This window comes from Klebsiella sp. R445 (assembly GCF_051131755.1).
Lineage (GTDB): Bacteria > Pseudomonadota > Gammaproteobacteria > Enterobacterales > Enterobacteriaceae > Klebsiella > Klebsiella lignicola.
This window is the reverse complement of sequence record NZ_CP180446.1, coordinates 2,864,429-2,879,947: the sequence shown is the minus strand read 5'-3', so window position 1 is coordinate 2,879,947 and position 15,519 is coordinate 2,864,429. Positions and strand designations below refer to the sequence as shown.

16 protein-coding genes, 1 pseudogene and 1 riboswitch are annotated in these 15,519 nt (G+C 56.1%); of the genes and pseudogenes, 3 read left to right on the top strand and 14 right to left on the bottom strand.

What is annotated here, in order from left to right; all coding sequences use genetic code 11:
* Nucleotides 1-61: 61 nt before the first annotated feature.
* The 9 genes from pepE to ACMYSN_RS13440 all read right to left on the bottom strand — a co-directional run bounded on the left by pepE (nucleotide 62) and on the right by ACMYSN_RS13440 (nucleotide 7,505).
* Nucleotides 62-751: a peptidase E gene (gene pepE, locus ACMYSN_RS13480; protein WP_462495186.1), complete on the bottom strand. Its 690-nt coding sequence runs from the start codon at nucleotides 749-751 to the stop codon at nucleotides 62-64.
* A gap of 131 nt (nucleotides 752-882) precedes the next feature.
* Complete coding sequence (locus ACMYSN_RS13475) at nucleotides 883-1,695, bottom strand: shikimate 5-dehydrogenase (protein ID WP_462495185.1); 813 nt, start codon at nucleotides 1,693-1,695, stop codon at nucleotides 883-885.
* Nucleotides 1,688-2,917 (bottom strand): L-sorbose 1-phosphate reductase, encoded by a 1,230-nt coding sequence (gene sorE, locus ACMYSN_RS13470; protein WP_123757717.1) that lies wholly within the window; start codon nucleotides 2,915-2,917, stop codon nucleotides 1,688-1,690. The genes ACMYSN_RS13475 and sorE overlap by 8 nt, the downstream gene beginning before the upstream one ends.
* Before the next feature lie 51 nt (nucleotides 2,918-2,968).
* Entirely contained in the window at nucleotides 2,969-3,793 is an 825-nt protein-coding gene (locus ACMYSN_RS13465) for a PTS system mannose/fructose/sorbose family transporter subunit IID (protein ID WP_123757718.1), read from the bottom strand.
* Between the two features lie 11 nt (nucleotides 3,794-3,804).
* Nucleotides 3,805-4,602 (bottom strand): PTS mannose/fructose/sorbose transporter subunit IIC, encoded by a 798-nt coding sequence (locus ACMYSN_RS13460; RefSeq protein ID WP_462495184.1) that lies wholly within the window; start codon nucleotides 4,600-4,602, stop codon nucleotides 3,805-3,807.
* A gap of 153 nt (nucleotides 4,603-4,755) precedes the next feature.
* The gene (locus tag ACMYSN_RS13455) at nucleotides 4,756-5,250 is read right to left on the bottom strand and encodes a mannose/fructose/sorbose PTS transporter subunit IIB (RefSeq protein WP_462495183.1); all 495 of its coding nucleotides are present in this window, start codon (nucleotides 5,248-5,250) and stop codon (nucleotides 4,756-4,758) included.
* Complete coding sequence (locus tag ACMYSN_RS13450; RefSeq protein ID WP_462495182.1) at nucleotides 5,250-5,669, bottom strand: mannose/fructose/sorbose PTS transporter subunit IIA; 420 nt, start codon at nucleotides 5,667-5,669, stop codon at nucleotides 5,250-5,252. The genes ACMYSN_RS13455 and ACMYSN_RS13450 overlap by 1 nt, the downstream gene beginning before the upstream one ends.
* Nucleotides 5,670-5,678: 9 nt before the next feature.
* On the bottom strand, nucleotides 5,679-6,482 hold the full coding sequence (locus tag ACMYSN_RS13445; RefSeq protein ID WP_123757967.1) for an SDR family oxidoreductase: 804 nt from the start codon (nucleotides 6,480-6,482) through the stop codon (nucleotides 5,679-5,681).
* Nucleotides 6,483-6,551: 69 nt separating this feature from the next.
* On the bottom strand, nucleotides 6,552-7,505 hold the full coding sequence (locus ACMYSN_RS13440; RefSeq protein WP_462495181.1) for a sugar-binding transcriptional regulator: 954 nt from the start codon (nucleotides 7,503-7,505) through the stop codon (nucleotides 6,552-6,554).
* Between the two features lie 523 nt (nucleotides 7,506-8,028).
* Between ACMYSN_RS13440 and rluF the strand changes: the two genes are divergently transcribed.
* A complete protein-coding gene (rluF, locus tag ACMYSN_RS13435) occupies nucleotides 8,029-8,904 on the top strand; it encodes a 23S rRNA pseudouridine(2604) synthase RluF (RefSeq protein WP_123757722.1) in 876 nt (291 codons plus the stop codon).
* Here the strand turns inward: rluF and ACMYSN_RS13430 are convergent.
* From ACMYSN_RS13430 to lysC, 3 genes are all read right to left on the bottom strand, one after another.
* On the bottom strand, nucleotides 8,901-9,173 hold the full coding sequence (locus tag ACMYSN_RS13430; RefSeq protein WP_123757723.1) for a YjbD family protein: 273 nt from the start codon (nucleotides 9,171-9,173) through the stop codon (nucleotides 8,901-8,903). The genes rluF and ACMYSN_RS13430 overlap by 4 nt on opposite strands.
* An 89-nt stretch (nucleotides 9,174-9,262) precedes the next feature.
* Complete coding sequence (panS, locus tag ACMYSN_RS13425; protein ID WP_123757724.1) at nucleotides 9,263-10,192, bottom strand: ketopantoate/pantoate/pantothenate transporter PanS; 930 nt, start codon at nucleotides 10,190-10,192, stop codon at nucleotides 9,263-9,265.
* Between the two features lie 167 nt (nucleotides 10,193-10,359).
* The gene (gene lysC, locus ACMYSN_RS13420; RefSeq protein ID WP_462495180.1) at nucleotides 10,360-11,709 is read right to left on the bottom strand and encodes a lysine-sensitive aspartokinase 3; all 1,350 of its coding nucleotides are present in this window, start codon (nucleotides 11,707-11,709) and stop codon (nucleotides 10,360-10,362) included.
* 172 nt (nucleotides 11,710-11,881) lie between these two features.
* Nucleotides 11,882-12,114, bottom strand: a riboswitch (Lysine riboswitch).
* 349 nt (nucleotides 12,115-12,463) lie between these two features.
* Between lysC and pgi the strand changes: the two genes are divergently transcribed.
* Entirely contained in the window at nucleotides 12,464-14,113 is a 1,650-nt protein-coding gene (gene pgi, locus ACMYSN_RS13415) for a glucose-6-phosphate isomerase (protein ID WP_123757726.1), read from the top strand.
* Nucleotides 14,114-14,159: 46 nt separating this feature from the next.
* Here the strand turns inward: pgi and ACMYSN_RS13410 are convergent, their stop codons facing one another.
* Nucleotides 14,160-14,615 carry an acyltransferase gene (locus ACMYSN_RS13410; protein ID WP_123757727.1) on the bottom strand — a complete coding sequence of 152 codons (456 nt, stop codon included), beginning with the start codon at nucleotides 14,613-14,615 and terminating at the stop codon, nucleotides 14,160-14,162.
* A gap of 8 nt (nucleotides 14,616-14,623) precedes the next feature.
* Nucleotides 14,624-14,743, bottom strand: a pseudogene (locus ACMYSN_RS13405) (GNAT family N-acetyltransferase); the annotation flags it as partial.
* Between the two features lie 232 nt (nucleotides 14,744-14,975).
* On the opposite strand from ACMYSN_RS13405, the gene psiE reads away from it, so the two are divergent.
* Nucleotides 14,976-15,386, top strand: coding sequence for a phosphate-starvation-inducible protein PsiE (gene psiE / locus ACMYSN_RS13400; protein WP_123757728.1), 411 nt, complete (start codon nucleotides 14,976-14,978; stop codon nucleotides 15,384-15,386).
* Nucleotides 15,387-15,519: the final 133 nt, after the last annotated feature.

Here is a 15,519-nt window from a genome sequence, read left to right as displayed (position 1 = left end):
GCCCGGGTTAGCGGCGGGCCTGTAGCCCGGTTGACGTGCATACGCCAGCCGGGAACCTGTCTTAAAAGTGGTGACCTGCCTCGAGCGTCACCGCCTCTTCACCGGCCCTGAACACCAGCGTAGGGTTCGGGCCGCCGAGGGTGGCGTGTCCCTGCGTCACCTGAATCCAGTTGCCTTCCGGCAAGCCGATCACCGTCAGCTCCGGCTCCACGACCAGTAGCTCACGGATCCGCTGTTCACGGGTTTCACCTTTATGGCCTTCCGGCAGCGCATTGGTAAAGTGCGGGTTAATTTGCAGCGGGAACAGCCCCAGCGCAGCAAAACCTTGCGGGTCAACGATCGGCATATCGTTGGTGGTGCGGATGGTCGGACAGGCGAGATTCGCGCCGGCGCTCCAGCCGATATACAGCGCGCCGCGCGTCACCACATCCACGATAGGGGCCAGAAGCCCGCGTTCACGGCACTCCTTCAGCAGCTGAAAGGTATTGCCGCCGCCGACAATCACCAGTTCGGCAGCGTTGATGGCGGCCACCGGGTCGGCGACGCTATGAATGCCGGTGACTTTGATACCGAGCAGGGTGAGTACCGCGGCGGTTTTGGCCGTGTAGTCATCCCAGGTTTGCGTCACCCCGGCGAAAGGGATAAACACCGCCGAACGGCGTCCGTTGAGCTGGCCGCTAATCACGGGCAGCGCGTGTTCCAGCCATGCTTTACCAGGTAGCGTCGAGTTACTTAATAACAGTAGTTCCATCTTTTCTCCATGTAGCCAGGTGATAGCATTGGCTGCGGATCCTACCACCGCTTGCCTGTTCGCTCGCTGATATGGCTCACGATGTTGCAAGGTCGCGACAGGAATTGCGCCCTCCCTGGCGCGTCGCGTTGTTACTCCGTCCGCGCGAATGCCGCGGCTTCTCTGACGAGGTCAGCATCCGGGCGCACGCCGGTATACAGCGCAAACTGCTCCACCGCCTGCAGCGCGATCACTTCCGCTCCGCTGATGATGTGTTTATCCAGCTGCTGCGCCAGGCGAATCAGCGGCGTTTCTACGGGCAGGGCCACCACATCAAACACCACGCTGGCCTGGGCGACCATCGTCTGGCTGAACGCCAGGGTGTCGCTGTGCGCCCCGCCCGCCATGCCGAGCGGCGTGACGTTGACCAGGATATCGGTGGCGATCCCTTCTGGCTGCGGCTGCCACTGAAAACCGTACTGTCTGGCGAGCGCCAGGCCGTTGTCACGGTTGCGAGCGGCGATAACCACGTTGCGAAAACCGGCATCGCGGAAGGCGGCGATCACCGCTTTCCCCATGCCGCCGCTGCCCTGAATCATCACGGTGGCGGCGTTATCCAGCTGGTGGCTGTCGATCAGGCTTTTCACCGCAATATAGTCGGTATTAAGGCCGGTCAGCCTGCCGTTGTCGTTGACGATGGTGTTCACCGAATCAATGACCGCGGCGGAAGGATCGATGGCGTCGAGAAAGGGCATGCAGCTCTCTTTAAACGGCATCGATACCGCGCAGCCGCGAATGCCCAGCGCCCGCACGCCGGCCACCGCGGCGGCAATATCCTGCGTCGTAAAGGCCTTGTAGAGATAGTTCAGCCCCAGTTTTTGATACAGATAGTTGTGAAAGCGCGTGCCGAAATTACCCGGGCGACCGGCCAGCGACATACAAAGTTGGGTATCACGATTAATCATGAGCAATGTCCGGTGCGTGGGCTAACAGGTACTGTTCTGCTTCCGCAGACCAGATCCCATGGTGGCGCTCCATAATGGCCGCCAGTTGCGGATCGGCAATCTGGCCCAGGGGCGTCAGAGGAAGCGATTTTTCGGTGTACACCAGCTTTTTACCGCCGCCGACGGCGGGTAAATCGAGGGTCGTATCACCCGCCGCATTAAGCCCAAGAATATGGGTCACCACTTTGGCGGCCTGGACTTTTTTCGCCTGCATCAGGGCGACGGCGGCCCGCATATCATCGGTATTCCCGCCGGACGTGCCGACGTAATGGGTGAAGGCGTAGTGCACATCGTAAAAGTTGATTGGCGCGCTGAACTGCTTATCCTGCGGACCGGCAAAGAAGTTCAGGCAGCCGTCAGGGGCCAGCAGCGAAGAGGCCATGGTAATCAGCTGCTCGTTGGGAACGAACACGAAAATATCGTCAAAGCCGTGGCCGCCGGTCAGCGCCATCAGCGTCTCACGCCCGGCATCGTGTCCGTCAAGGTAGTGGATCAGCGTTTGCGGCTCGGACGGATAGTGCTGGCGGGCATAGCTCAGCTTCGGCTTATTGGTATCGGTCACCACCAGCAACGACGGGTTCACCGGCCCGTGTAGTGCATAGTCGATCGCCAGCAGTCCCATTGGACCGGTACCGCCGAGGATCAGCGTGCGCCCCTGCGGCCGGATCCCCATGGTGTGGTTATAGGTGCCTTCCTGCAGATGATAGTTGGCATTGAACGCGCCGATTACGCAGGAGAGCGGCTCGACCAGCGAACCTTCAAACCAGCTATCGCCCTCCCAGGTGAGCAGGCAATCTTGCGTCATCACCTCGTCAGGGATCACCACGTGCGTGGCTTCGCCACCGATCCACGGGAAAGAGTAGCCGGGGCAATCGGGGCGGTCCGGCAGCTGCAGGTTGGCTTGAATCACGTAGCGCTGACCAGCCTGAAACTTGTGCTGCCATTTTTTACCGACCGCGAGAATTTCGCCGCAGAACTCATGACCGATGATGATAGGGTTGACCGCCACATCGTCCGGGACTTTCTTATGGTTTTCCCCCTGATTGGCCTCTTTCCAGGAGGAGAGGCACAGGCTGTCGGTTACCACGCGGGCGAGGATTTCGTCGTCCTGCATGGCCGGGAGTTCGAAGGTTTCCAGGCGCAGGTCGCGCTTGCCATACAGTCGAAGAGCTGTTGTTTGCATAAACCACCTCATAGTGAGCACAGTGGCCCCGGCGTGGCCGGGGCAGAAAAATCAGGACAAGAAGCCCAGCGCGTTGCCGACAATCCCCAGCCCGAACAGGGCGAAGATCAGCCATACCGGATTCACTTTTTTGTTGAGCAGGCGCACCATCAGCAGCGTCAGACCCAGCGCCAGCAGGCCAGGGCAGAGCTGATCGAGGATGTTCTGCACGGTCATGGTGACGGTGGTGCCGTCGGCGCCCGGCGTTTTCGATACCACCAACGGCACGTTGATGGTGGTCCATTTCGTGACCAGTACCCCCATGACGAACAGGCCCAGAATAGATGCCCCTTCGGTCAGTTTTTGCAGCAGGTTACCGCCCATATCGCTGACGATATTGACCCCTTTACGGAAGCCGAGCTGCAGGCCATACCATTTCATGGCCAGGCGTACTGCGTTGAAAATAAAGAAGAACAGCAAAGGGCCCAGCAGGTTGCCGGAGAGCGCCAGCGATGCGCCGAGCGCCGCGGTAATCGGGCGTAGCGTCCCCCAGACCAGCGGATCGCCGACCCCGGCCAGCGGCCCCATCAGGCCAACTTTGATGCCGTTAATGGCCCCATCATCGATGGCCGCCCCGTTGGCGCGTGCTTCCTCCATGGCTGCCGTCACGCCCAGCACCGGGCCACAGACGGCGGGAGTGGTGTTGAAGAACACCAGGTGACGTTTCAGCGCCGCCACCTGATCCTCTTTTAGCGGATACAGGCGTTTGATCGCCGGGATCATGTCGTAGCAAAACCCGAGGCCATGAATACGTTCGAAGTTGAAGGAGGCCTGCTGCAGGTTGGATCGCAGAAATATGCTCACCAGGTCGCCTTGTGTCAGTTTTTTCGGTTCCATTGTGGGCTCCATCAATCGTCAAGTTGGTCAAGGGCGGTGGAAGAGGCGACAGCCTGTTGCGGCTCGGCCTTGCGCCATTGCGGGTTCAGCTGGATGTAAATCAGCGCGATGATGACCCCCACGCCGCCAAAGGCCAGCAGGCTGAAGTTGAGGTAACCTCCCGCCAGGAAACCGAGGAAAAAGAAAGGCATCAGATACTTCACGCCCATCATGCGCAGGACCATGGCGTAGCCCACTACCACAATAAAGCCGCCGGCGATTTGCAGACCGCGGGTGACAAATTCCGGGATGGCATTGAGCATGTTGCTGACCATGTCGGCGCTGACAAACATCGAGACCACCAGCGCCGGAATAGCGACGCGCAGCGCCTGTACGCCCAGCGCCGAGACGTGCAACATATCGATCGTGCGAAAGCGGGCCTCTTCTGCCGCTTTGTCCGCCGCATGCTGAAAGACGACGGTGATGGTGCGGGCGAAAACGGTTAATACCTGGCCTGCCGCCGCTACCGGCAGCGCGATGGCGATACCGGTGGCGATGCTTTGATGACCGACGATAACCAGAATGGCGGAGATAATGCTGGCCAGCGCGGAGTCCGGCGATTGTGCGGCGCCGACGTTCATCCAGCCGAGGGCGATTAGCTCCAGCGTGCCGCCGAGCATAATCCCGGTTTTTAAATCACCGAGAATTAACCCGATAACGGTACAGGCAATTAACGGGCGATGAGTCTGGAATTCATCCAGTACGCTGCCCATGCCGGCAATACAGGAAAAAATAAATATGGCGATTATTTGTAGGGTACTAATTTCCATTATATGTCACCTTGCGGGTATACCCTTCACCCTTCAAGTTACTTGGGTGCAGTCAACAAGCAACTCGAATTATTTAGGGTAGATATTAATCCCTGCCTGTTACGGCATTAATATGACATCGTGCGAACGATGGTATTAATACAGGCGCTTTTTTTATTCTGTAATGGACTGCTCAGTTATTTTGTCGAGAATATTGACGGACGGATCCGATGCCACCACGCGTAAATCCAGTTTGACTCCCAGTTTATCCAGCTCACGAAACGCAGTAATATCGTTTTGGTCTAATGATACTGCTTTGGTTAATTGTTTTTTACCCGGCCGCCAGGCCATTCCGCCAATATTCAGGGTGGCGATATTGACGCCTTGCCTGACCATCGTTAATGCATCCTGAGGGTTGGTAAAGAGATAAAAAACGGTCTCGTTTTGATATTGCGGGTTGTGATAGACGGCGACCGCCTTTTCCAGGTTCACGACGTTGACCTTCATTCCCGGCGGGGCGGCCTGGCGCAGTAAAGTGCGCCGCACTTCATCGTTATACACCTCGTCGTTGCAGATAATAATGCGCTGGGCGTTAGCCACTTTGGACCAGACGGTGGTCACCTGACCGTGGATCAGGCGGTCATCGATGCGGGCGAGCGTAATGTTCATCAAAAATCCTCCTCAATGGATTCCGGAATGGTTTCCGGCTGCCGCCAGACCACGCAGCACTGGCTGGCGATGGCGATCAGGTGGTCGCATAATGTCTCTGCGCTCATGCTGTGCTGGTTATCCACCAGTTCCAGCGCCAGTGGTAACGAGAGACCGCTGATGACCCGCAGTCGCGGGTTGCTCATCGCCAGTCCGGCGGCGGCATTCCACGGGCTGCCGCACTGCAAATCAACGGCAATCAGCCACTCGCTATCGCTGTGAGTGCTCACTAACTTTTCCAGCTTCGCGGCGATATCCGCGGCGTTTTCCCCCGGAACAAATTCCACGGCGCTGACCTCAACGTCGCCATAGACCATACGGACCGAATCGAGCATGGCGCCGGCCAGCTGGCCATGTGCGCAGAAAATAACATTCACCATTTCGACTCCTTAACCGCGGGTTTTTCCGCCGGCGATGTTAGTGGTTACTCCGGTGATATAGCTTGCCCGCTCTGACAGCAGATAGCAGACGTAGTCGGCAACCTCGCTCAGACGACCGGATCGGCCAATGGGAATCGCATTCTTGCTATAGCCTGCCCGCAGCTGTTCGACGGTGATGTTGCGCGTCCAGGCCAGCGCTTCTTCATACTCCGGCGTGCGCAGCCCGGTCTTTTCGAGGATCCCCGGCGCCACGCCGACCACGCGGATGCCGTGTTTGCCCAGCTCTTTGGACCATGAACGGGTGAAGCTATTCAGCGCCGCTTTGGTCGCGGCGTAGCAGCTCTGGCCCTCCGAGCCTTCCAGCCCGCTTTCCGAAGAGACGTTGACAATTACGCCTTCACGCTGCTTCACCATCTGCCGCGCCACCGCCTGCGACATCAGAAAGACTCCTTTCTGGTTGATGTTGACCATTTTCTCAAAGGCGCTTTCGTTTAATTCATAGCGGCCTTCCGGCGCTTTTTCATCGACCAGCAGGCGCGGGAAGTTCACCCCGGCATTATTCACCAGGCCATCGATGCGTCCGTATTGCTGGATAATTTGCGCGACGCTGTGGTTGACTTCGCTGGCGCTGGAAATATCCGTCGGCCAGAATGTGTAACGATCGCTGTTTTGATATTTATCACCGCCGTGAATATCGGTCATCTGAACATTGGCGCCGAGATTTAATAATTCTTCAACGATCGCCAGGCCAATGCCCGAGGCGCCACCGGTCACAATAATGATTTTATCTTTCAGATTTAGCCAGGTTTGCATAATAGTCATCTCATTTTTCAGGTAAAGGGAACCCACGCAGCGTCAGCTGCGTTAACAGAAAACGGCTTTTTATTTCAGTAATTGCTCTGCAGTTTCTCGATTAGTCACCAGACAGTTAATATAGCCACCGCGTAATGCACCAATAATACCCGTGTATTTTTCTTCTCCGATGGCAATACCTACGGAATAACGTACCTGTTTTAATCGGGCAATATCGATGGATAACGTTTTTTCATTCATCGTGGTCTCAACGGCGTTGCCGTTGATATCGTAAAAGCGTGAACAAATATCGCCGGCGACCTGGCGCGCGTTAAGGTCATCGCTCTCTTCGCTGCCGTAAAAGGCATGCCAGTTGGCGCCATCGCGGATCGCCGGGGAACCGATCCCGACCAGGGCTACGTCGAGGTTCTCCCAGTAGGATGAAATCGTTTTAAAGTGCTGAGACTGCATAATGCCGTTGCGGATCAAGGTATTATCAAGTAGCGCCGGGAAGTCAGCCAGGTGCGATTCGGCTTTCAGCCGGGCGGCGGCGCTATAGGTCAACGTGTTCACATGGTATTGGCTTTCCAGTTTTCCCGAAGGGCCGCCGATGATCGGCACGCAGATCACCTGCCGCGACTGGCTTGCCTGAGGCAAGGTTTCCACCAGCGCCCGTACCGCCCGTCCCCAGGAAAAACCGATGATATCGCCAGGCTCAAGCAGGCGATCCACCAGCTGTGCGCCGTGCTGGCCGATGGTGCTGAGCTGGTCCTCTTCCTGTAACGAGCTGCATGAGGCCACCACGGCTTCTTTAAGACCGAATTTCTGCTTCAGCTGCTGCTCTAACCACAGGTTTTCGTTGTAGTCGTAGTTGATGGCGATGGTGACGATACCCTGCTCGCGCCCACGCTTCAGCAGGCGGCTGATGGTGGTGCGGTAAATCCCCAGCTCGCGGGCAATCTGCGCCTGGGTCATGTCCTGCTCGTAATAGAGCTGGGCAACTTTCACTATTAAGCGGATATCATCGCTGTTTTCGATTGCCATCTTCGGACTCCTGCACATTTGTGCAAACGACATTCTTGCTCTCTTGATCTGATATAACCCCATCACAGGCCGACTACAAAGAAATTTTCCACCATTTCATTAGGATGAGGCGGTGGTTTGTTTTGCACATTTGATCGTCAGCCCATCAGGAGATGGCACGTTTGTGCGTGATGCGCTAATGGATTGATTCTGCTTATATTCATCAGGCAAAGTTGCACGGACTGTTATTGGACACTTTTGTGTAGAAAGAGGTGGGAGATCACATTTATCGGAGCCCGATGCTGACGTGACTGTTTTTGATTGTCCGCAGGTTGAGGTATATTCCACGTTTTATACCCGTCATACTTCAAGTTGCATGTGTGTTGTCCTGCAACTCGAATTATCTAGGGTATATACATCAAAGCATTCAAGTTTTATCAAGGCGGCAAGAGAGCGCACTCCGGCAGCATAGCAATCTATGTGGAATGAGTGAGCGGAGCCAACACAGTGACAACTTGAAGGATAAAGTGTCTCAGGAGACGTTATGCTGCCCGACTCATCAACCCGACTTAATAAATACATCAGTGAAAGCGGCATCTGCTCGCGCCGCGAGGCGGATCGCTACATTGAGCAAGGCAATGTTTTCATCAATGGCAAGCGAGCGACCATCGGCGATCAGGTCAATCCTGGCGACGTTGTGAAGGTTAACGGTCAGCTGATCGAGCCGCGCGAGGCCGAAGATCTGGTGTTCATCGCCTTGAATAAGCCGATCGGTATTGTCAGCACGACGGAAGACAGCGAGCGCGACAACATCGTTGACTTCGTTAATCACAGCAAGCGCGTCTTTCCTATCGGCCGCCTGGACAAAGACTCCCAGGGGCTGATCTTCCTCACCAACCACGGCGATCTGGTGAATAAGATCCTGCGTGCCGGCAACGATCATGAAAAAGAGTATCTGGTGACGGTCGATAAGCCGGTGACCGACGACTTTATTCGCGGTATGGGGGCCGGCGTGCCGATCCTCGGGACGGTGACGAAGAAGTGTAAAGTCAAAAAGGAAGCGCCGTTCGTGTTCCGCATTACCCTGGTGCAGGGGCTGAACCGTCAGATTCGTCGGATGTGCGAACACTTTGGCTATGAAGTCACGAAACTTGAGCGTACGCGCATTATGAATATCGGGCTGTCGGGGCTGCCGCTGGGTGAGTGGCGTGACCTGACGGATGATGAGCTGGTGGCACTGTTTAAGCTGATTGAGAACTCATCGTCCGAGGCGCAACCGAAGGCGAAGCCGAAAGCCAAACCGAAAACGGCAGGGATCAAACGTCCGGTGGTCAAGGCTGAGAAGAGCAACGAGAAAGGGCGCCCGGCATCAAACGGTAAACGTTTTACTCAGCCGGGGCGTAAGAAGAAAGGGCGTTAACGTCTGCCGCGGGTCGGCGTGTTCGCCGACCACGAGAACGAGGCATCGCTATCGGGTTTGTAGGCCTGCTTTTTCTTCAACTGGCGGGCCTTTTTCGCTTCTGCTTCACGCAGCACCATCAGCTTATCGATGTACTCTTTTTTGACGGCGTTGGTTTCCGCGTTAGTCAGCAGGCGACCGTGCGCAATTCTCGCCCGGTCCAGCAGCGTTTTTAGCTCACGCTGCTCGCGTTCGGTCATATCTTGTTGCGTAATGCGGGGAAGTGCCATAGTAGAACCCTCAGTCAGCCGATAATTCAGTGTACGGCAATCGCGGGCCGACGGACAGCGCGTTGATCCGCCTCCCGCGTCACCGCGACTTAGCGTTTACGCTCTGATTTAGCGGTGGGTTTTCCGGACCAGTAGCCCGCCAGTAGGGAACCGGACAGATTGTGCCAGACCGAGAACAGCGCCCCAGGCAGTGCGGCAAGCGGGCCGAAGTAGATTTTGCCCAGCGCGGCAGCCAGACCGGAGTTCTGCATCCCCACTTCAATCGCCAGCGTGCGGCAGGTTGACTCGTCAAAGCCAAACAGCCGTCCACCCCAGTAGCCGCCAAGCAAGCCGATGGCGTTATGCAGGATCACCGCCACAATCACCACCAGACCGACAGAGGCGATATGGGAAGCGGAACCGGCAACGACGGCGCTGATAATCGCCAGAATGCAGACCATCGAGAAGGCCGGCAGGAAAGGCTCAACCGCACGCACCACTTTTGGCAACGTATGGTGAATGACCAGCCCCAGCGCAATCGGGATCACTACGATTTGCAGAATGCTCAGCAGCATCCCCATCACATCCACCTGAATATGGGCATCCACGTACAGCCGCGTTAACAGCGGAGTGGCGACCACCCCGACCAGCGTCGAGACGGACGAGATGGTGACCGACAACGCCACATCACCTTTTGCCAGGTAGATCATCACGTTCGAAGCCGTCCCGCTGGCGACGCTGCCGACCAGCACCATGCCAGCGGAGAGTTCCGGCGGCATATGGAACAGCAGCGCCAGCGCCCAGGCCGCGAGCGGCATTACCAGGTAATGCAGAAAGATCCCGGCGGCAACCGGCGCCGGACGTGACAGCACGCGCTTAAAGTCGTCGAGCTTCAGGTGTACCCCCATCCCGAACATAATGAGCATCAGCAGCGTCGTCACCCAGGGACCGATGGGCGTAAAGGTTGATGGGGTGTAATAGGCCAGAACGGAGAGCAGCAGCGCCCAAAGCGGGAACAGCCTCGTCAGAATAGCGAGCATGTTGTTTTCCTTGCGATTGACTCCTCATGCCGGGCGCGCGTCTGTGGTGCCTGCGTGGGCGCCATGTCGGCCAGCAGCCTGAACGATGAGGGATGTTGTGTTGATATAGTTATAAAAAAGCCGGGTGCGAGCCCGGCTATAGGTAATATTTATCGCGCTAAGAGATATTATTCAAACAAATTATGATGCAGCTTCTGCACGACTTTCTCGGCATCGGCGCCAGGGACCAGGAAGCAGAGGTTATGGCTGGATGCGCCGTAGCAAATCATACGGATATTGAACGGTTCGAGCACGCCGAAGACCTCTTTGCCCACGCCGCAGGCACGGGAAAGATCGTTGCCGATCAACGCCACCAGCGCCAGATCCTGCTCGACTTCCACCCGGCACAGGGAGGAGAGTTCGGTCAGTAGCGCCTGAGTTAACAGGGTATCGGTGGCGGACGTTGAGCCGGTGGTATCCATGGTCAGCGCAATGCTCACTTCAGACGTGGTGATCAGATCCACGGAAATATTGTGGCGCGCGAGGATCCCGAACACTTCCGCGAGGAAGCCGCGAGAGTGCAGCATATTCAGGCTGTGCAGCGTAAGCAGCGTCTGGCGACGACGCAGGGCCAGCGCCCGGAACAGCGGCGGGTTTTCGGTTTTATTGCACACCAGCGTGCCGCCGGCGGTGGGCTCTTTGCTGGAGCCAACAAAGACCGGAATATCGCTGCGTACCGCAGGCAACAGCGTGGCAGGGTGGAGTACTTTTGCTCCGAAGGTGGCCATCTCGGCCGCTTCGGCAAAGGCGATAACGTCAATCCGTTTGGCCGCCGGCGCAACGCGCGGGTCGGTGGTGTAGATACCCGGAACATCGGTCCAGATATCAACGCGGCTGGCGTTCAGCGCTTCGCCCAGCAGGGCGGCGGTATAGTCGCTGCCACCGCGGCCCAGCGTAGTGGTCCGGCCCTTCGCTTCGCTCCCGATAAAGCCCTGGGTGACCACCAGGCCTTCTGCCAGACGCGGAGTCAGCTGCAGCTGGGTCAGTTCGGCCAGGGCGGCAATATCCGGCTCGGCGCGACCAAAGCGATCGCTGGTACGCATAATTTTACGTACGTCGAACCACTGCGCGGCAATTCCGCGTTCGCGAAGGATTTCGACAAACAGCAGGGTAGACATCAGTTCGCCATGGCTGACCAGCTCGTCGGTCAGCGCGGTGGAACTTGCCAGCGCAGCGGCTTCCGCCAGGCTGGTGATATTTTCCAGCAGGCGCTCAATCTCTTCGCGAATCACGTTGGGATAGCGCAGGCGTTCCAGAATGTTGAATTGGATCTGGCGCAGGGAATCGAGCTTTTCAAAACGCGCGGTGGGTTCCAGCCCTTCAGCCAACGCCACCAGGAGATTAGTCACACCCGCAGAGGCAGACAGCACCACTACGCCCGTGTTTTCATCGAGTCGCGCAACGTCAACGCTGCGATTCATAGCATCGAAATCGGCAACGCTGGTGCCGCCGAATTTGGCTACAACTAAATCTGTCATAACAACCTCGTGTCAGGGGGCCTGACTTATTAAAACGATTCCTGAGTGGGTTTGGGCTGGACTCAAACTTACAGTAATAAAATGTCTTAATAAGCCAGGCCAAATTATTCAGCCATGGCACAAGGGAAGAGCGATAAACAGGGTGGGCGCAGAGCAAAAGACAGCTACGATGTCACCCAGAAGTGCTCCACCTTGTAGACCCGTTCCCCAACGCGTTGCGTTAGTTCCTGAGTATGAAACGCCCGACTGCGAACGTTTCTGGTGACAACCCAGGGGATTCAGCCCCTGTGGCCGGCGAGCAGCGTACCAGACGCTTTTTCACCTCGGCGTTGCTCCCCCTCACGTATTTTCCCCGGACTGGTTCCTCCAATACGGTTACCTGGGCAACGCACCTCTTCTGGCAATTACCGACGTCTTTCACTTTGCCGGGAACGCCAGTGATGGCTCCCCCCGCAATACCCTTTCGTTGTAGCGTGAAATGCGCGAGCAATACATACCTGCAGTGATGCAGGCTGTGCAGCTATATAAAGGCTTCAGAGCAGGTATGTCAACGCTGTGGTTATGCGGATTTTTCATGCACCGGCGATTAACAGAAAAAAGCCTTATGATGGCTATACTGGTAGAGGCTTTTTACCGCAATTTAACTCTGTTCATGGCGCAGATCATCGGCATAACACAAAAATCATCACAATTTTTTGCCGCCGGCGCTACAATCGACCGCAGTCAAAATTCTCAAATCAGAAGAGTATTGCTAATGAAAAACATCAACCCAACGCAGACCGCTGCCTGGCAGGCATTACAGACCCATTTTGATGCAATGAAAGACGTCACTATCAGCGAGCTTTTCGCCCAGGATAGCGATCGTTTCTCTAAGTTTTCCGCGACGTTCGACGATTTGATGCTGGTGGATTTTTCCAAAAACCGCATCACCGAAGAGACGCTGGCGAAGCTGCAGGATCTGGCCAAAGAGACCGATCTGGCGGGCGCCATCAAATCCATGTTCTCTGGCGAGAAAATCAACCGTACCGAAGACCGTGCGGTGCTGCACGTCGCGCTGCGTAACCGTAGCAATACTCCGATCATTGTTGATGGCAAAGATGTGATGCCGGAAGTGAACGCGGTGCTGGAGAAGATGAAAACCTTCTCCGAAGCCATTATTTCCGGCAGTTGGAAAGGCTATACCGGTAAAGCGATCACCGACGTTGTGAACATCGGTATCGGCGGCTCCGACCTCGGCCCGTTCATGGTGACCGAAGCGCTGCGTCCGTATAAAAACCACCTGAACATGCACTTTGTGTCCAACGTCGATGGCACCCATATTGCGGAAGTGCTGAAAGGCGTGAACCCGGAAACCACGCTGTTCCTGGTGGCTTCCAAAACCTTCACCACCCAGGAAACCATGACCAACGCCCACAGCGCGCGCGACTGGTTCCTGAGCACTGCCGGTGATGAAAAACACGTGGCGAAACACTTCGCGGCGCTGTCGACTAACGGCAAAGCGGTAGGCGAGTTCGGGATCGACACCGCTAACATGTTTGAATTCTGGGATTGGGTTGGCGGTCGCTACTCACTGTGGTCAGCGATTGGCCTGTCCATCATCCTTTCCGTGGGCTTCGATAATTTCGTTGAGCTGCTTTCCGGTGCGCACGCCATGGATAAGCACTTCTCCACCACGGCCCCGGAGAAAAACCTGCCGGTGCTGCTGGCGCTGATCGGTATCTGGTACAACAACTTCTTCGGTGCAGAGACCGAAGCGATTCTGCCGTATGACCAGTATATGCACCGCTTTGCCGCTTACTTCCAGCAGGGCAACATGGAATCCAACGGCAAATACGTTGACCGTAACGGCAACGCCGTGGATTACCAGACTGGCCCGATTATCTGGGGTGAGCCGGGTACCAACGGCCAGCACGCGTTCTATCAGCTGATCCATCAGGGCACCAAAATGGTACCGTGCGATTTCATCGCCCCGGCCATAACCCACAACCCGCTTTCCGATCACCATCCGAAGCTGCTGTCTAACTTCTTCGCGCAGACTGAAGCGCTGGCGTTCGGTAAATCCCGTGAAGTGGTTGAGCAGGAATACCGTGACCAGGGTAAAGATCCGGCGACCCTCGATCACGTGGTGCCGTTCAAAGTGTTTGAAGGCAACCGCCCGACTAACTCCATCCTGCTGCGTGAAATCACGCCGTTCAGCCTGGGCGCGTTGATTGCGCTGTATGAGCACAAGATCTTCACTCAGGGTGCGATTCTGAACATCTTCACCTTTGACCAGTGGGGCGTTGAACTGGGTAAACAGCTGGCTAACCGTATCCTGCCAGAGCTGAAAGCAGATGACGCAATTAGCAGCCACGACAGCTCCACCAATGGCCTGATCAACCGTTATAAATCCTGGCGCGCATAATAGCGACAACGGATCTCCATGCCGGCCCACGTGGCCGGCATTTTTGTTATAGCTTCCGCAGCAGCTTTGCCGGATTACCCGCCCACACGCCTTTTTCGGTGATGGATTTTGTCACCACGCTCCCTGCACCTATCACCGCCCCGTCACAAATACTGACCGCCAGAATCGCCGCGCCGCTGCCGATTGCGACATCGTTACCGATGGTAATACGCCCCCAATTTTCCCGGTTAGCGTCGGGATGCCCGTCGCGAAACATATCGTTGGCAAACATCACGCCGTGGCCGATAAAGCACCGTTCACCGATCGTCACGTACTCGCAGATAAAGGTATGGGACTGGATTTTGCTGTCGGCGCCGATGCGCGTATGGCCCTGAATTTCGACGAACGGGCCGACAAAGACGTTATCGCCCAGTTCGCAGTCATAGAGGTTGGCGGGCTGGTAGATAGTCACGTTCTCGCCGCTGGTGACGTTGCGGATGCCGGTTTCACGAAGGGTGTGCATGCTGCCTCTCAGATCGGTTTGGTCAGAATATGTAAGATGCTCTGCTGGGTGGCGGAATTAAATACGACATCTTTTACGTGCTGCATCCCCTGACGTTCATAAAAACGACGGGCGCTGATATTCGCAGCGCTTAGCAAAGCCAATCGGGCATGCGGCTTCGGCAATCAACCAGCAGCACTGCGTATCTTCCAGTCGTGCGGTACGGATTTTCAGCATGGTTGTTTCCTTTTTAACCCGCCAGTGTGGCAAGTGATTGTTACATCTACGCTGACGGTGGCAAAAAGTTAACGAATAATGTCGATCTGGGTCACATTTTTGCGTTATACAGGTCACAAGAAATAATAATGAAGAGGTGTGAATATGCCGTCGGTCTATCGTCCGTTGGTGAGCTTTATTGCCACTGCCATGCAGGCGGTGCTGAATCTGGCGCTGCTGTGCCTGGGCGTCATCCTGGTGGTGTTTCTGGGGAAAGAGACCTTTCATCTGGCGCACGTGCTGTTTACCCCGGAGCCGGTCAGCAAGTACAAGCTGGTTGAAGGGCTGGTGGTCTATTTTCTCTATTTCGAGTTTATCGCGCTGATTGTGAAGTACTTTGAGTCAGGCTTTCACTTTCCGCTGCGCTACTTCGTCTATATCGGCATCACCGCGATTGTGCGTTTGATTATTGTCGACCATGAGTCGCCGATGGCGGTGCTGATCTATTCCGGCGCGATCCTGATACTGGTGGTTACGCTGTGGCTGTGTAACTCCAACCGGCTGAAACGCGAATAAAAAAAAGCGGCCACCAGGGCCGCTGACCGACAGTCACAAAATTGAATTTATGTAGGGTCCAGTTGAGGATTGCAGTGGCATTTGCCTTACTTTTTCAGGGGGAGATGGACTGCTGTACCCGGTTGGGGTCGTG

Bases quoted from the DNA above. Each gene is read 5' to 3' on its own strand.
- ACMYSN_RS13410 (WP_123757727.1), bottom strand. From the start codon at position 14,615: ATGCACACCCTTCGTGAAACCGGCATCCGCAACGTCACCAGCGGCGAG.
- ACMYSN_RS13445 (WP_123757967.1), bottom strand. From the start codon at position 6,482: ATGCAAACCTGGCTAAATCTGAAAGATAAAATCATTATTGTGACCGGT.
- ACMYSN_RS13430 (WP_123757723.1), bottom strand. From the start codon at position 9,173: ATGGCACTTCCCCGCATTACGCAACAAGATATGACCGAACGCGAGCAG.
- ACMYSN_RS13475 (WP_462495185.1), bottom strand. From the start codon at position 1,695: ATGATTAATCGTGATACCCAACTTTGTATGTCGCTGGCCGGTCGCCCG.
- ACMYSN_RS13455 (WP_462495183.1), bottom strand. From the start codon at position 5,250: ATGAACATTACGCTCGCCCGCATCGATGACCGCCTGATCCACGGTCAG.
- lysC (WP_462495180.1), bottom strand. From the start codon at position 11,709: ATGACAGATTTAGTTGTAGCCAAATTCGGCGGCACCAGCGTTGCCGAT.
- ACMYSN_RS13450 (WP_462495182.1), bottom strand. From the start codon at position 5,669: ATGGTGAATGTTATTTTCTGCGCACATGGCCAGCTGGCCGGCGCCATG.
- rluF (WP_123757722.1), top strand. From the start codon at position 8,029: ATGCTGCCCGACTCATCAACCCGACTTAATAAATACATCAGTGAAAGC.
- sorE (WP_123757717.1), bottom strand. From the start codon at position 2,917: ATGCAAACAACAGCTCTTCGACTGTATGGCAAGCGCGACCTGCGCCTG.
- psiE (WP_123757728.1), top strand. From the start codon at position 14,976: ATGCCGTCGGTCTATCGTCCGTTGGTGAGCTTTATTGCCACTGCCATG.
- ACMYSN_RS13460 (WP_462495184.1), bottom strand. From the start codon at position 4,602: ATGGAAATTAGTACCCTACAAATAATCGCCATATTTATTTTTTCCTGT.
- pepE (WP_462495186.1), bottom strand. From the start codon at position 751: ATGGAACTACTGTTATTAAGTAACTCGACGCTACCTGGTAAAGCATGG.
- ACMYSN_RS13440 (WP_462495181.1), bottom strand. From the start codon at position 7,505: ATGGCAATCGAAAACAGCGATGATATCCGCTTAATAGTGAAAGTTGCC.
- pgi (WP_123757726.1), top strand. From the start codon at position 12,464: ATGAAAAACATCAACCCAACGCAGACCGCTGCCTGGCAGGCATTACAG.
- panS (WP_123757724.1), bottom strand. From the start codon at position 10,192: ATGCTCGCTATTCTGACGAGGCTGTTCCCGCTTTGGGCGCTGCTGCTC.
- ACMYSN_RS13465 (WP_123757718.1), bottom strand. From the start codon at position 3,793: ATGGAACCGAAAAAACTGACACAAGGCGACCTGGTGAGCATATTTCTG.